16 protein-coding genes are annotated in these 13760 nt (G+C 44.1%); 13 read left to right on the top strand and 3 right to left on the bottom strand.

Annotation, left to right across the window (positions count from 1 at the left end; translation table 11 throughout):
• Window positions 1–2 precede the first annotated feature (2 nt).
• The 3 genes from F6K53_RS10700 to F6K53_RS10690 all read left to right on the top strand — a co-directional run bounded on the left by F6K53_RS10700 (window position 3) and on the right by F6K53_RS10690 (window position 4807).
• Window positions 3–2063 (top strand): baseplate J/gp47 family protein, encoded by a 2061-nt coding sequence (locus F6K53_RS10700; RefSeq protein WP_293080674.1) that lies wholly within the window; start codon window positions 3–5, stop codon window positions 2061–2063.
• 24 nt (window positions 2064–2087) lie between these two features.
• Window positions 2088–2528 carry a hypothetical protein gene (locus F6K53_RS10695; RefSeq protein ID WP_293080672.1) on the top strand — a complete coding sequence of 147 codons (441 nt, stop codon included), beginning with the start codon at window positions 2088–2090 and terminating at the stop codon, window positions 2526–2528.
• Between the two features lie 323 nt (window positions 2529–2851).
• Window positions 2852–4807 (top strand): hypothetical protein, encoded by a 1956-nt coding sequence (locus F6K53_RS10690; RefSeq protein WP_293080669.1) that lies wholly within the window; start codon window positions 2852–2854, stop codon window positions 4805–4807.
• Between the two features lie 214 nt (window positions 4808–5021).
• Here the strand turns inward: F6K53_RS10690 and F6K53_RS10685 are convergent, their stop codons facing one another.
• The gene (locus F6K53_RS10685) at window positions 5022–5147 is read right to left on the bottom strand and encodes a hypothetical protein (protein WP_293074999.1); all 126 of its coding nucleotides are present in this window, start codon (window positions 5145–5147) and stop codon (window positions 5022–5024) included.
• Window positions 5148–5157: 10 nt separating this feature from the next.
• Here F6K53_RS10685 and F6K53_RS10680 point away from each other — a divergent pair, with 10 nt between their 5' ends.
• Window positions 5158–5604 (top strand): hypothetical protein, encoded by a 447-nt coding sequence (locus tag F6K53_RS10680; RefSeq protein ID WP_293080666.1) that lies wholly within the window; start codon window positions 5158–5160, stop codon window positions 5602–5604.
• Between the two features lie 31 nt (window positions 5605–5635).
• The gene (locus F6K53_RS10675) at window positions 5636–6973 is read left to right on the top strand and encodes a formylglycine-generating enzyme family protein (RefSeq protein ID WP_293080663.1); all 1338 of its coding nucleotides are present in this window, start codon (window positions 5636–5638) and stop codon (window positions 6971–6973) included.
• Between the two features lie 424 nt (window positions 6974–7397).
• Here F6K53_RS10675 and F6K53_RS10670 read toward each other — a convergent pair whose 3' ends face one another.
• Complete coding sequence (locus tag F6K53_RS10670) at window positions 7398–8249, bottom strand: Rpn family recombination-promoting nuclease/putative transposase (protein WP_293080661.1); 852 nt, start codon at window positions 8247–8249, stop codon at window positions 7398–7400.
• A 258-nt stretch (window positions 8250–8507) separates the two neighbouring features.
• Between F6K53_RS10670 and F6K53_RS10665 the strand changes: the two genes are divergently transcribed.
• A complete protein-coding gene (locus F6K53_RS10665) occupies window positions 8508–9098 on the top strand; it encodes a hypothetical protein (protein WP_293046156.1) in 591 nt (196 codons plus the stop codon).
• On the opposite strand, the gene F6K53_RS10660 is transcribed toward F6K53_RS10665, so the two are convergent.
• A complete protein-coding gene (locus F6K53_RS10660; protein WP_293071718.1) occupies window positions 9077–9244 on the bottom strand; it encodes a hypothetical protein in 168 nt (55 codons plus the stop codon). The genes F6K53_RS10665 and F6K53_RS10660 overlap by 22 nt on opposite strands.
• Before the next feature lie 155 nt (window positions 9245–9399).
• Here F6K53_RS10660 and F6K53_RS10655 point away from each other — a divergent pair, with 155 nt between their 5' ends.
• The 7 genes from F6K53_RS10655 (at window position 9400) to F6K53_RS10625 (ending at window position 13745) form a co-directional block, all read left to right on the top strand.
• Window positions 9400–9600, top strand: a complete 201-nt coding sequence (locus tag F6K53_RS10655) for a hypothetical protein (protein ID WP_293023962.1) — start codon at window positions 9400–9402, stop codon at window positions 9598–9600.
• A 269-nt stretch (window positions 9601–9869) separates the two neighbouring features.
• The gene (nblR, locus tag F6K53_RS10650) at window positions 9870–10565 is read left to right on the top strand and encodes a response regulator transcription factor NblR (RefSeq protein ID WP_075900037.1); all 696 of its coding nucleotides are present in this window, start codon (window positions 9870–9872) and stop codon (window positions 10563–10565) included.
• A gap of 350 nt (window positions 10566–10915) precedes the next feature.
• Window positions 10916–11482, top strand: coding sequence for a DUF192 domain-containing protein (locus F6K53_RS10645; protein ID WP_075900041.1), 567 nt, complete (start codon window positions 10916–10918; stop codon window positions 11480–11482).
• A gap of 875 nt (window positions 11483–12357) precedes the next feature.
• Window positions 12358–12549: a DUF2949 domain-containing protein gene (locus tag F6K53_RS10640; protein ID WP_293023953.1), complete on the top strand. Its 192-nt coding sequence runs from the start codon at window positions 12358–12360 to the stop codon at window positions 12547–12549.
• A 317-nt stretch (window positions 12550–12866) separates the two neighbouring features.
• Complete coding sequence (locus F6K53_RS10635) at window positions 12867–13046, top strand: hypothetical protein (protein ID WP_293023951.1); 180 nt, start codon at window positions 12867–12869, stop codon at window positions 13044–13046.
• 27 nt (window positions 13047–13073) lie between these two features.
• Window positions 13074–13427, top strand: a complete 354-nt coding sequence (locus F6K53_RS10630) for a hypothetical protein (RefSeq protein WP_293047120.1) — start codon at window positions 13074–13076, stop codon at window positions 13425–13427.
• An 87-nt stretch (window positions 13428–13514) separates the two neighbouring features.
• Entirely contained in the window at window positions 13515–13745 is a 231-nt protein-coding gene (locus tag F6K53_RS10625) for a hypothetical protein (protein WP_293071719.1), read from the top strand.
• The last annotated feature ends 15 nt before the right edge of the window (window positions 13746–13760 follow it).

The raw sequence follows: 13760 nt of genomic DNA, 5'->3' as shown, positions 1-13760 counted from the left end.
TGATGGTTTTTGAAAAAAAAGGCTTTGCTCAACTGTTCGAGGCCATGCAGAGTCGCACTCCTCCCACACTAACTGATTTTCAAGAAGGCAGTGTGGTGCGCACTCTATACGAATCTTTTGCTTGGGAACTCGCCGTCCTCTACGAGCAGATGCAACGGGTATATCTCTCTGGTTTTGTGGATACCGCCGAAGGCATTGACCTTGACAAAGTTGTTGCCATTTTAGGCATTAAGCGGGGAGAACCGGACTATGCTACCGGAAAAGTTACCTTTACGCGAGATATCGGCATTGATGAAGATATTTTTATTCCCAAAGGTACACTAGTAACTACGGAAGATACCCAGGAGTCTCCCAAAAAAGCCTACAAGACCATTGAAGAAGGCAAGATTTCCAAAGACCAAACCACTGCCCAGGTGAGAGTCCAGGCTCTACGACGGGGTAAAACAGAGGAAACTGAAGCTGAAACCATTGTGGTGATGCCTCAGCCGGTAGTGGGGGTGAAGTCAGTTAATAATCAAGAAACCCTGGGATTTACCGGTAAACTACAGGAGAGTGACGAACAACTGCGCCAACGAGCCAAGCAAACCTTGTTGGCGACCAGTGGCGGTAATACTACTTCCATCCGGAATGCTCTGTTGAGTTTACCTGGGGTGAGGGAAGTGCAAGTTAGAGAAAACTTCCACTTCCCTAGGGGCAAGGTAATGGTTACTCATCGTGAGTCCCTTACTGAAGAGCTTAAGGTTCCCAAAGGGACAACTATAACACTCCAAGTCTCAGACACAAAAACTAAAGACTATCACACCACTCAAGAGGTAATCCTCTCAGCAGGTCAAAATCCAGCAGTGGAGGTGGAGGTAGAGGCTGGTATTCCTGGAGCAGCTGGGGAAGCTCAGGCTAATGCAACTTGGAAAGAGTTAGTGGTTGATAGGGTAACTCTTACGGTTAGCAATGAGCGGCCTATTTCACGGCAAGACTTTGGCATTATTGAAATATTCGTTGATGGCATTGATTTTACAGATCTTGAGAAAGTTAGTCAGCTCAAACAGGAAATTGACCGAGTTAAGGCAGCGGGAATCTACCCATTACTTAAACCGGCGACAGCAGTGAACGTTGATGGGGTATTCCAACTTGAACTCCAACCAGAACTGAAACTGTCTCCAGAGGAACGGCTACAGTTGGAAGAAAAGGTCCAGCAGACAATTATCTCCCATCTCAAAGACCAGAAAATGGGTCAACCCCTGCTGATCTCTCAACTCACGAGGAAGATACTAGGCTGCAACGGTGTCAATGATTTAGTTGATTTTACCCTCACGACCAGTATTCGTAATTCAGAAGGCACTGAACTGTCTACCCAGCACTATAAATCCTCCGAAACGCCAGTGAAACGGCTAGAAGTAGATATCTTAGAAAAGTTCACCCCCCACTCGGTTCGCGTTGCCTCAGAAATCAAACCCCTGCTTGTAGCCTTACAAATTAAGGCTCAAGCACTAGATGACCAGAAACAACAGGCAATTGAAACAGCGCTAAAACAATATTTTGCTGACTTCAAACCATCCCAGGAAGTGGTTAAAAGTGAGATTAAGGCAAGAATTGAAACAATCACCACCATCGAAGCAATCAAGTTAATTCCCTCCTTCTGGCAACCAGGGATTCCCTTTGATGGCGAAACCGTTAAGGTCACGTTTGTGGAGCAGGCTCAGCTCAGTTCGGTATTTCTCTATGAGAGATTACTCACCATTACTGGAGCATTGAAGTTAATCCTACCGGTTACAGTTACCCAACAAGAGAAGCAGCACATTTACCAACAGGTTGAGGAGCAGGTTAGTGCTTATTTTGAGCAACTCCAACCAGAAGAAAATATTCAACTTGAGCAGCTGGTTAAGCAAGCAAAAACCGTAGAATCAGTGCTAGATATTAATTGGAAACTGGAGGATTTTCGGTTTATTAATGGGGAAGATGCTGAGGATAGAATTGACCGAGACCAGAAGCAAATTCAGGTAAACAAATTTGAAAAAACTCAGTTAGGTGATGCTGATAAGTTTATCATTACCAGCGATATCTAGGTTGTTGAGGTTGCGATCGCTACTTTGATTTTAAGGCTAACTCCGGCGGTTGCGGTTCCCGAAACTGTTGACCCAGCACAACTTAAGAGTGCCATGAAAGCTGCAGTTACAAGTATTGTGACTCCCTCTCTGGAGCAGTTACCCAAACTAGCAGTGGGAGAAAATCTGGATTATAACCAATTGAAAACTCTGCTCCTGGTGGATATCAGGACTAAGGCAGGCAATCTGGCCAAGGAAATCCTTAAGATTTTCATCAGCAATGGCCAAGTTTCAAAGGAAAATCAGGAGAAGTTAATGGAAGCACTCCGAAGCTTTCTCGGAGATTCTAGCTACACGATTGATCAGCTTGAACTCAGAGCCAAGGGTAGCTCCTATCAGGACAATATTCCCATTGCGATTGTAGAACGCGCAGAGATTCAGTTCCAAAAGTCGTCTACTTTGGAAATTGTAATTGAAGATAAGTAATGTAGCAATTCTCTATCCCATGAGGTGGGGATCCCCCTAAATCCCCCTTAGCAAGGGGGACTTTTCCCAGCTAATTGGATGCTTCTTCCCCCCAGAATTGGGGGGCTAGGGCGTGTCTTCTTGCCTCGGAGATCCCCCTAAATCCCCCTTAGCAAGGGGGACTTTGACTATGGCTCCCCCCTTTTTTAAGGGGGGCTGGGGGGGATCATAATCTTGCGGAAAACTTTGAAAACACGCCCTAGGGGGGCAAAATTCAGTATCAAAAAACTTTTCAGATATCCTCTTAGAAAGGGGGACTTTGAGTAGGTAATGGGTAATAGGTAATGGAAAAACGCGGCAAAACCACCAGCATCACCAATCGGTTTCCTCACTTCTATGACGGAGCCAATGTTGAGAGTTTGCTCTACCAATTTATTGATGTCTTTGGCGTCTTGCTAGAGCAAGGGGAAACCGACTTGCTCGCTGTGATGCGTTCCCATCATGTGGATACCGCTGACAATGAAGGGTCTCAAGGCTTTATTGCTAACAAAAAGGGAGATTTAGATCAACTTTTTGCTCTCTACCTAGAAGCTTTAGGGGGCACCTCTCAACTGGTACAGGTTAGTCACCAGTTTAGTCCAGGGAGTCTTAAAAATGTCAGTAACTTGGCCAAGAAACTTCATGAAGGCAGGGATGAACTGTCTCAGTATTTGCGATCGCAACTTGATCACGATACCAAGACCCTTCTGGAGCGCTATCAGGTTTCCCAGGCTCAATTTAACCTAGAGTCTTTCAGGGATCTGCCCGGTCTGGCCATTAAGCTATTGGTTGCTACCGTTGCTACCGATCAACTCAGTCATTATCTCAAAATTCACTTGCCCCCAGAAACCCTAGAACTGCTCAATCACTATGACGGTTTCCCCCCGCTTCCTGAACCCCTAGAGCAGGCACTGGTGCAAACACTCAACCAACAGCTGCTTAATCCCTCCCTCTATCGGAAAAATAAGCCATACTTCCAAACCCTGACTCTTGGCAAAGCAGCTCAGCCATTGCTGGCACAACAACCAATCGGGGAAGACCGACAACGTCTCAATCGCTTGTTGTTAGAGGCTGCCTATCCAGACTATATCAGCCCTAGCCCTATACCCACTCTGGCGGAGGTAGAACAGGGGTTAATAAACGGACTCAATCGGTGTCTTCAAGACCCCTCACTATACCAAAAAACTTACCAAGACACCGACCAACCCCGACCAGAAACCCCTCCCCAGGGAAATGATCTGATTATCCAGAATCGGCAATTGCTAGAAGCCGCCTATCCCAATGAGATTGCCAAGAGTTATGCTCCTTACCGAGAGCGACTCAAAGGTTTGATTCAAATCCTCCGTCAAGGAGCAGCTACCAAGCAAGGGATTATTGATTTGGTGGCAGCCAACTTGGGAATTTTAGGAGATTCTCCCGCAGCTCAAGCTGCTAAGGAAACCATTGAAATTAAAGAGTTCATGCCTCGGCTGACTCAGTTGCATCCTCATAATCAGCCAGAACATTCCTACGTGCTGAGACTTGGGGCAGAATTTGAGGTATATAACCCCAACCCGCAGCCTGAGAAAATCGAAATTTTCCTGGCAGTTCAGCCAAGTCTGCCTGTGGTATTATACAATTTGCGAGTTGTTAGGTGCGATACTGAAGAATCGGTTACTTACCAAGGAGAAGCGAGGGCATCCGATGTATTGTCCTTTCGAGAGAATACTGTTGAAGTCAACGGTAAACCTTATGCAACAGAAGGAACGCCCCAACTACCAACGCAAACCTCTCGCTGGCGGCTGGAAGCCCAGTTAGCTGAGGGGGTTCCCCTGGCACGATTTGACCAACAGCGCTTTGGTGAAACCACCTTTGCCTTGAGTCAACCCGCCGTCTCTCTGGAAATGAGATTCTACAAACTCACCCCAGGGGTGTTTGAGGTAAAAATTCCTTGGGATATTCCCGGCTTTACTGATAAGTTTCAGCAAGCAGGGGACCATCCTCGCCATCAAATTGCTGGAATTATTGACAAGGTTAAAGCCGCTGGTGTTCTGGGGATGATTACCTATGAAAAGCGCTTTCAGGAAACTCACGAGATGGTAGCACGGTTGGGAGTCGAGCGTTCTCCTTTTCTGGAAGAACATCTTGCCGAAGATACCTTGACTATTAGTAGTCTTCAGGTTCCCTATCCAGAGGGAGTAGTCCACGAAATGTCTGATAACCTGCTTACTTGTGGAGTATTTGACTATACGGGCTTTGATAGCGGGAATGGTTTTGGTTGAAGAAAGGGAGTAGGGAGTAGGGAGTAGGGAATCGGGAGTCGGGAGTCGGGAGTCGGGAGTCGGGATAAAAAACTTAAATATACCTCACTAACCTGGTAAATGCTAACTTTTAACTTTTAACTTCTAACTTTTAACTTCTAACTTCTAACTTCTAACTTCTAACTTCTAACTTCTAACTTCTAACTTCTAACTTCTAACTTCTAACTTCTAACTTCTAACTTCTAACTTCTAACTTCCCGATTCCCAATTCCCGATTCCCGATTCCCGATTCCCGATTCCCGATTCCCGATTCCCGATTCCCGATTCTTAATTCTATGAAAATTGCCGAAAACCTCGACATGAAAGGTAGGTTGATTATCCAAAAATATAATCCTCAAGCTCAGCTGGTCCAGGAAGTTAAAGCTGACAACTCGATTGTTTACACAGGGCGGGAATTAGTTGCCAAGTTATTTACTAATCAAACCATTGACCCGATTCGCTACATCGCCTTAGGGACTGGGGGCAGCACAGTTGCTCCAGCTAATGATATCCAATTGGAAAATGAAGTGTTTCGTAAAGAACTTAAACCCTTTGACCTCGGCAAAGATTTAATCGAGACTGGAGACGGTGACAGTAAAAAGTGTAAAATTCTGTTGTCTGTAGACCTGGATTTTGGGGAACCTGATAAACAGCCAGTTGAGTTGACTGAGGCGGGTTTGTTCAATAGCCCAGAACAAAGCCAGGGAATCATGTATAATCGAGTGACCTTTCCTAAAATTACCAAGAGCGAGCAATTTAAGTTAACTCTCGTGTGGTAAATTTTGTTTTAGTGATAACTATGAGGAAGCAATGACCAAAGGCTTTGACCGAAAACAGAAAAAAGCTGGAGATTTGATCCTTTCGGAAGATGGGAATGCTGCCATGGATGAAATTGACAGTTTGGGGAAGACTCTTCAAGACATAAAACAAAAAGCAACAAGCTTCCAGGGACCTCTAACCATTGAAGACGCCCTGAAGGTTAAAGGCAACGTAGGGATTGGGACAGACAATAATCCCACCGCTAAACTGGAAGTCAAGGGAAACCTGAAACTAGAATTAGGAGAAGCGGTCAATGAATTTTCCAGGGATGGTACCTTAGGAGGCAACTCGAATCAAGCTGTTCCCACGGAACTGGCAGTGAAAACCTATGTAGACCAGAAAGTGCAAGGGGTAGAAGATAGCGCCAGAGAGTCGTTTGAAACTAAAAAGCTCCAAGTCAGTGAGACGCTGACGGTAGAGGGTGCTACACAGCTCAATGGCAGTCTGAAACTGGGGCAGGGCGTAGAAGTAGCGCAATTTAGTGAGACCATCGGCCAATCCAGAGAATCCTCCCTGATCGTGGTACCCACGGAACAAGCCATCATCACCTACATCAACAGCACCTTAGGAAAGTTGGGTTTAATTCCAGGAATCTTTGATTTAGGTAACGGGGTTATCTTAGAAATACAACCCATCAAAGCAGGTAGCTTCCTGATGGGTTCGCCCGACAATGAGTTTGGTAGGGATGCTGACGAAGGACCCCAGCATCAGGTAAATGTCCCAGCATTCTGGATGGGGAAGTATCAAGTAACCCAGCAGCAGTGGCAAGCCGTTGCTAGTTACAAGCAAGTTGACAGGAGCTTGAATGCAGAGCCATCTAATTTTAAAGGCGAGTCTCGACCAGTTGAGAGGGTCAACTGGTATGAAGCCAGAGAATTTTGTGCGCGACTCAATCAAAAATTTAAGGGTCAACTCAAGGGTCGAACATTCCGTTTGCCCAGTGAGGCGGAATGGGAATATGCCTGTCGAGCAGGTACGACAACTAGATATTACTTTGGTGACAATGAGTCAGAACTAGGAGCGTATGCTTGGTACAGTGGTAATTCTGATTCCAAAACTCATCGAGTAGGACAAAAAATCCCGAATAACTGGAAATTGTATGATATGATGGGTAATGTATGGGAATGGTGTGAAGATACCTGGCATGGCAAATATGATGATGCCCCAGTAGACGGTAGCGCATGGCTAAGTGGTAATAAGAATGATAATCGGCTGCTGCGCGGTGGATCTTTGGCCTACCGTCAGAGGGCCTGCCGCTGTGCCGAACGCGAATACAACTCGCCGGACGTCAGGCTCAAGCACTTCGGTTTCCGGGTGGTTTGTTCCTAGGCGTGGACTCTTCTTTGCCCTTTCGCCCTTTTGCCCTCTACCCTTTTTTATTTTACCCTTTTCCGCCGCAGGCGGATTTTTTTTCTGGAAATGAGCGATTTACCAATTATACAAAGAACCTACGACCTGATCAAGTGGTATGTCCCGAGCCTAAACCGCCTGCCGAGAGACCACAAGTTTATCCTAGGCGATAGAATCCTTCGGGAATTGAGAATTGAGAATTGAGAATTTAGAATGTCATCGGGAATCGGGAATCGGGAATCGGGAATCGGGAATTGAGAATTGAGAATTGAGAATTGAGAATTGAGTAATTTAGATCTTGTAGGGTGGGCAAATGGACATGACTGCTGAGGAAATTGCCAAACTCTCATTATTTGCCCACCTAGCCTAGGGAATGCGATTTTTCTATGGGATGCTTGTTGTTTTAGGGATCCGTTGACTGCTCGAGCACCTGTTTCACAAGTTCAACCTCTAATTCTAAAGCTTGGGCAACTTGTTCTACGGTTAAACCCAACGCTAACAACCGAGGTATCGACTCTAATTTGCCTTGAATTTTACCTTCAAGTCTACCTTCTTGTATACCTTCAAGTCTGCCTTCTTGTATGCCTTCAAGCCTACCTTCGGCTAAAGCATCCTGATAAACTTTAGTTTGCCGTAAATCACTTAAGCTAAACATTGCTTCTATCTCCGTGCGACTGAGTTTGGGTAACTTATACACTAGTATGGTCTCTATTAATTGTAGAAGTTCTCGCTTTTGTGGTTCATTGTCTACCTCCTCAGTGGTTCGTTGAATCAAGTCTTGAGCAAGTGAGATCGCAGTATCTTCCTCGGTTACAATTAGCTGTACTGTGGCTATACCCACCGATGGTGCAGAGGTCTCGGCTAATTCATCGAGATAAATCCGAGATACCCTTGGGGAATCGAGTAATTCAAGATATTGTTGAGTAGCTCCTTTATCCACATTGCGGCTCGGGTAAATCACCACACCACGCCAATCATTGCTGATTTTGTTTTTGTTTAAGTACATGAAAATTTCGGTAAAGAAGCGGGAGTAAAATTCAGAGTCCCTCTGAAATTGGACTTCTACAAAATAAATCGGTTGTTGGGCTGTGGTGGTTGTCGGCAGGAATACTCCATCAATTCTAAATGCTAGTTGTTTGACTTCCACAGAGGCGAATTGATAAGCTTGTGCTTCTGTAGGGGAATGGTTAATTAATTCAAAGAAGATGCTGGGAAACGATTGGAACAGGCGATAGAATATGGTATCGGTTTTCACATTTAGGTCATTACTTAACTATAGCTATACCTATAGTAACATTAATCGTAATGGTAATGATAATGGTTAATAGGGAATGGGTAATGTAGTTAAACCAGACACAAGCAGGGAACCCGCCCGTATATGGATGTATACTTGAATCTAGGAAACAATTCCTTACCCTAGAGACTGTTGTTTGTAAAATCACACAGAATCAGACCTCAAAAACGGCTGCCTAACTCCCATAACCTATTACCTATTACCCATTATCTAAAAAAAATGATTCAACACTTACTATCCCAAATCAGCGAGCAGCTTAAGCAACAACTAATTCAAGACATCTCTACACCTCAAATAGAAATTGTTGCTCAACCCATTACCGAATCACCAACAACACTACCACACATCAGCATCTATCCCGGTAAATGGGAAATTTCCTCAACATTTAGATCAACCCATCCACAACAGTTACATCCGGAGCAACAAAACCCCACAATAATTACTACATCCAGGGAATTTAAACAAGAGTTTTTTATCGATATCTACGACGCTGACCTAACTAACTTAGAAAAATTGGCTTCCCTAACTACAGGGATTATTTTAAATAACTACAAAGAACTAATCGAAAATTATAATTTATCAACAGCTAACAAGTATCAAGCTCAACAAACATTTACAAGCCACACGATTAGCCAAATTACTATCCTTGAAGGTAGCTACGATTATCTGAATAATACCCCTAAGCTTCAACTAAAATGGCAAGTTATCGGTCAAGTCAACTTTAGCAAGACTATCACAGAATTTGAGCGTCCGATTGCAGAAGTTGAAATTAATCAAACTGTAAGCAGTCAGCGGTCAGCGGTTAGCTGAAAACAAGGGAATCGGGAATCGGGAATCGGGAATCGGGAATCGGGAATTGGTGGCACAGGCTTCGACTTATTAGCTGTTCGCGTAGCGTGCGCGTAGCGCTTAAGCTGATAGCTGATAGCTGTTCGCATAGCGTGCGCGTAGCGCATTAGCTTACGGTATTCTTTGAAAGAGACGCTACGCAAACGCTTTTTTTTATTACCTCTAAAACTTACCCAAAAATATTTTTAAAAACCCTTGACAAATCAAAATATAATCATTACAATAATCAATATAAAGCAACAATGATTTCAAGTTTCGACTTATGTCAAAAAAAATTAACCAAAACCTCAAGAAACAACCTGTTGAGCACACTCTAAAAGGTCCTCGTCAAGCCGTAATCTATAGTATGCAAAGGTTTTATTCCCTTGGCTATGGGGAGATTGCCGACTGGAGCCCTCTGGAGCCTACTGAAACGCCAGGAGAAGTGAAGACAACCATGATGAAGTATTGGCTGTTGCCATAACACCTTAAATTTCTGGGGGGGCTTCCCCCCAGAGCCTTGGCTCCGGTCTGGTCCCGTAGGGTGGCCGAAAGACCAAGGTCAATCAAATAGGATCACATCAGTTTCGGTTTGGGAACTAAGTGACATAAGTCATTTAAATAGCCGTGGATAATATTTCTACGGCTATTTTTTTTACAACTTACCCACTCAGCAATATTTAATGAGGACATGCTAAAACAGGGTTGGTATTCACCATAGTTATATGCAGCTTGTGCTGACAAGCATTATCTATGCCAAATCTGACCCTGGAAAGGAATCCCTGTGTCTTAGTTGTAGAAAACGATCAAATATTGGCGGAACGGCTGAGTCAGGACTTGAAAGAAGCAGGTTATCATACCGTCATTGCCCTTGATGCCGCCATTGCTTGCCATCAAGCTTGTGAACTCCAGCCAGCAATGGTGGTTGTGGATAGAGCCCTTTCAGGAGAATCAGGGCTGAGATTATGCGATCAGCTCAGACGTGAAGGCTCTCGCGTACCTGTAATCATGCTGATGGCTCATGACCGAGTAGAGGATCGAGTGGCTTGTATAGAAGCAGGGGCTGATGATTATTTCCTTAAACCCTATCGTACCGAGCCATTTGTAAAAATGGTGCGCCTTTATCTAGAGCCAAAAACAGGAGGCTCCGAGCAGCTTAGGTTTGGAGAACTAACGTTAGACCTAAGCCAGCGTAGAGCAATGCGCAATGGACGGGTCATTGATTTGACCATGAAAGAGTTTGAACTGCTCAAGTATTTGATCAGCCATCCGAGGGAAGTATTAACTCGCGAACAAATTTTGGAAAATGTTTGGGGTTATGACTTTATGGGAGAGTCCAATGTCATCGAAGTCTATATTCGCTATTTACGTCTCAAGATTGAAGATGAAGGTGAAAGGCGATTAATCCAGACGGTGCGTGGTGTTGGTTATGTGTTGCGGGAGGCTTAGGGTTGTGGGGTTGAAGGTTGTTCGCGTAGCGTGGCCAAAGGCCAAGGTTGAAGGTTGAAGGTTGTTCGCGTAGCGTGGCCAAAGGCCAAGGTTGAAGGTTGGAGGTTGAAGGTTGGAGGTTGAAGGTTGGAGGTTGGAGGTTGGAGGTTAGAGGTTAGAGGTTAGAGGTTGGAGGTTAGAAGTTGGAGCTTGAACGGTGTTGGGTGAAACTATACTAGTGGCTGAGTAACCAATCAATGCCATGGTTCGCACTTCCCACTCCCGACTCCCGACTCCCGACTCCCGACTCCCGACTCCCGACTCCCCACTTCATACTTGATACTTGATACTTGATAATAGGGAAAAGGGCTATGAAGTTTCAAATCACTCTATGTTCAATAGCACTAAGTATTTTACTGATGGGCTGTTCAGCAGGGTCAGTTCCAGAAGACACTATAAATAGTAACTCTGTCAAATCTGGTCAACCGCCAGCAACAGCGCCATCAGTATCACAATCACCAACCAAATTAGGTCAAATGTTACCAATTTCTGCTGAAGCTGAAATCGCAGGTGAGCGGATTTCGCTGGAAGTGGCACAGACCCGTGAGCAAAAGGCAATGGGGTTGATGTATCGCCTATCTCTAGCACCGGATCGGGGCATGTTATTTGGCTTCTACCCACCACGACCTGTCAGCTTTTGGATGAAGAATGTTAAAATCGAGCTGGATATGGTCTTTCTAAGAAATGGGGAAGTAAAAGCGATCGCAAAATCTGTCCCCCCCTGCGAAACCGATGAATGCCCTACCTATGGTCCAGGAATGAAAATTATTGACCAAGTGATTGAACTTCGTGGCGGACGTGCGGCTGAACTGGGTCTGAAAGTAGGTGACCAGGTAAATGTCAAATTTCTGGATGGGAGTACTACCGCACCTAACTAATATAGCGCTACGCGCAAGTTAGAAGTCAGAAGTCAGAAGTCAGAAGTAAGCGATTACTTACGTTTCGGATCTATAGTTAAATGCTTACCTCTGTCGTGGGGCTTCTGGCGGATTAAGCTAAATTAGGGTAATCTTTCCTAAGACAGATGTAAAAATCTCGCAAATGACTATACCCTTGATTACTAATGGCTACCCTTGACATAATTAATCAAGGTTGGGAAAACAAGGGTAGGGGTGACGCTACTGAGTCTTAGCGGTGAATCGCTAAGTTGATGGTGTGAGAGAGTAGTCAGTTATAGCGTACGCCAGCCAAAGTTTTTAACTTGACAGACGCTTGTCACTCAAGCGCCTTAGGGAGTGTGTATTTAAAACTGTCGAATTTTGCTTGACTTAACCATATGAGCTACCAGGGTCTTGCCAACTCACTGTGTTGGCAAGGTCTAGGGGTGATGCTAGTAGGGTATTTCATCTCGATACTGGAAAGAAAGCGATGCAGCGCCGACCTGCGGGGGTTTCCCCCATGAGCGACTGCATCAAGACACATAATATTGCTGTTCTAGGTTGACGAAAATCTCAGGTTGGCAGTGATTTAGGACACAGGTAATCAGCCTTGTAACCCTGAAAATTTACACAGGGGTACTAGAGTGCTAGTCCTGTCATCCTAAACCCTAGTCGGGTGATGATTGGGAAAGTTAACTCTTTTCCTATGGGATTAATTATCCTTAAAACCTGAAAATTCCTGACTGTTTCTATGTCAGTTATAACCGACGCTTGTAATTTCCTAGTGGACAGATGAGATAGTGGCTACTGATGGTTTACACATTCAGATTACTAATTCCAAAATAGAGCCTATTAAAGGAGGTGAAAGACAACTAATGGCACCAAAAACCTATACAAAATTCTTGCATTTTCTCCAAGAAGAGTTAGCAATTTCAAGAGATTCAATTGCGATCGCACAACGACACCGGGAACAAGATCCAGGACTTTGGCCAATGATTCTTTGGCAGTATGGTTTGGTAACTCTGGAGCAATTAGATAAAATTTATGACTGGTTGGAAACAGCCTAAAACCTGATCAATCAATCAGGGAGGAGAGACAAACTATGTCTAAGGAGCTATGTCTTTGGGTTAAAATATCCCTCAGACAAATTTATAATTCTACTTTGTCCTTAACTATTTATCCCCTTATCAAAAAGAGCGATTTCATAAGTGACTCGCTCTTTTTGTTAGATCTTGGCTATCCCAATGTAACTATCAATGTAACTATTCAGCCTACCGCTATCCGCTATCAGCCATTAATAGTATGCCTTTAGCCCTTCAGCTAACTGCTAATAGTTCAATGCTTACAATGAAAGTCCACATGAACTATAGCGGGTTCTAACCTAATGAGGTACACAGGATTTTTTCCCTGTTCCCGATTCCCGATTCCCGATTCCGGATTCCCGATTCCCGATTCCGGATTCCCGATTCCGGATTCCCCATTACCTATTACCTATTACCTATTACCTATTACCCAAAAATTTGTACCTCACCTAATTGAAAACTGCTATAGTCATAATGGGTAGTAAGATAACTAATGGGGTGGAAGTACTTTGAAACGAACAATCGTAATACTCGGTTTTGGATTAATCTTAGGAATTTTTATCTCACAGTTTGTTCCACCCGCCACAGCTTCTATAACTGTTGTAGAATCCCGGATTGCTTCTGTTGAATCTGAGATAACTAACTTGAGATTTAAAATCAATCAGTTAGAGTCTCAGTTACGTCAGGTCAGCCAGTCAATTCCTGACAGTAATCGACCCAGTCAACACCACATACAATCACCAACTGATACCTATAGCAGGGTAGACCCTGAGCACCCAATGTTTAAGCGTCTCGCTACCTTAGTAATAGAACTCAAGGAACGGGTTAATCGATTAGAAGAAGAGGTATTACCAAAAGAATGAAGAATGAAGAATGAAGAATGAAGAATGAAGAATGAAGAATGAAGAATGAAGAATGAAGAATGAAGAATGAAGAATGAAGAATGAAGAATGAAGAATGAAGAAGGAAGAAGGAAGAAGGAAGAAGGAAGAAGGAAGAAGGAAGAAGGAAGAAGGAAGAATGAAGAAGGAAGAAGGAAGAAGGAAGAAGGAAGAAGGAAGAAGGAAGAAGGAAGAAGGAAGAAGGAAGAAGGAAGAAGGAAGAAGGAAGAAGGAAGAAGGAAGAAGGAAGAAGGAAGAAGGAAGAAGGAAGAATGGAAAATTCTAAATTCTAAATTCTAAATTCTAAATTCTAAA

Origin of the sequence: Moorena sp. SIO4A1 (assembly GCF_010672065.1) — a bacterium.
Classification (GTDB): Bacteria; Cyanobacteriota; Cyanobacteriia; order Cyanobacteriales; family Coleofasciculaceae; genus Moorena.
Note: the sequence above shows the minus strand (reverse complement) of the source record. Positions and strands in the feature narration are given on the sequence as shown.

Bases quoted from the DNA above. Each gene is read 5' to 3' on its own strand.
- F6K53_RS10675 (WP_293080663.1), top strand. From the start codon at position 5,636: ATGACCAAAGGCTTTGACCGAAAACAGAAAAAAGCTGGAGATTTGATC.
- F6K53_RS10625 (WP_293071719.1), top strand. From the start codon at position 13,515: ATGAAGAATGAAGAAGGAAGAAGGAAGAAGGAAGAAGGAAGAAGGAAG.
- F6K53_RS10645 (WP_075900041.1), top strand. From the start codon at position 10,916: ATGAAGTTTCAAATCACTCTATGTTCAATAGCACTAAGTATTTTACTG.
- F6K53_RS10655 (WP_293023962.1), top strand. From the start codon at position 9,400: ATGTCAAAAAAAATTAACCAAAACCTCAAGAAACAACCTGTTGAGCAC.
- F6K53_RS10700 (WP_293080674.1), top strand. From the start codon at position 3: ATGGTTTTTGAAAAAAAAGGCTTTGCTCAACTGTTCGAGGCCATGCAG.
- F6K53_RS10690 (WP_293080669.1), top strand. From the start codon at position 2,852: ATGGAAAAACGCGGCAAAACCACCAGCATCACCAATCGGTTTCCTCAC.
- F6K53_RS10640 (WP_293023953.1), top strand. From the start codon at position 12,358: ATGGCACCAAAAACCTATACAAAATTCTTGCATTTTCTCCAAGAAGAG.
- F6K53_RS10660 (WP_293071718.1), bottom strand. From the start codon at position 9,244: ATGCGCTACGCGCACGCTATGCGAACAGCTATCAGCTATCAGCTTAAG.
- F6K53_RS10685 (WP_293074999.1), bottom strand. From the start codon at position 5,147: ATGTCGAGGTTTTCGGCAATTTTCATAGAATTAAGAATCGGGAATCGG.
- F6K53_RS10635 (WP_293023951.1), top strand. From the start codon at position 12,867: ATGAGGTACACAGGATTTTTTCCCTGTTCCCGATTCCCGATTCCCGAT.
- F6K53_RS10665 (WP_293046156.1), top strand. From the start codon at position 8,508: ATGATTCAACACTTACTATCCCAAATCAGCGAGCAGCTTAAGCAACAA.
- nblR (WP_075900037.1), top strand. From the start codon at position 9,870: ATGCCAAATCTGACCCTGGAAAGGAATCCCTGTGTCTTAGTTGTAGAA.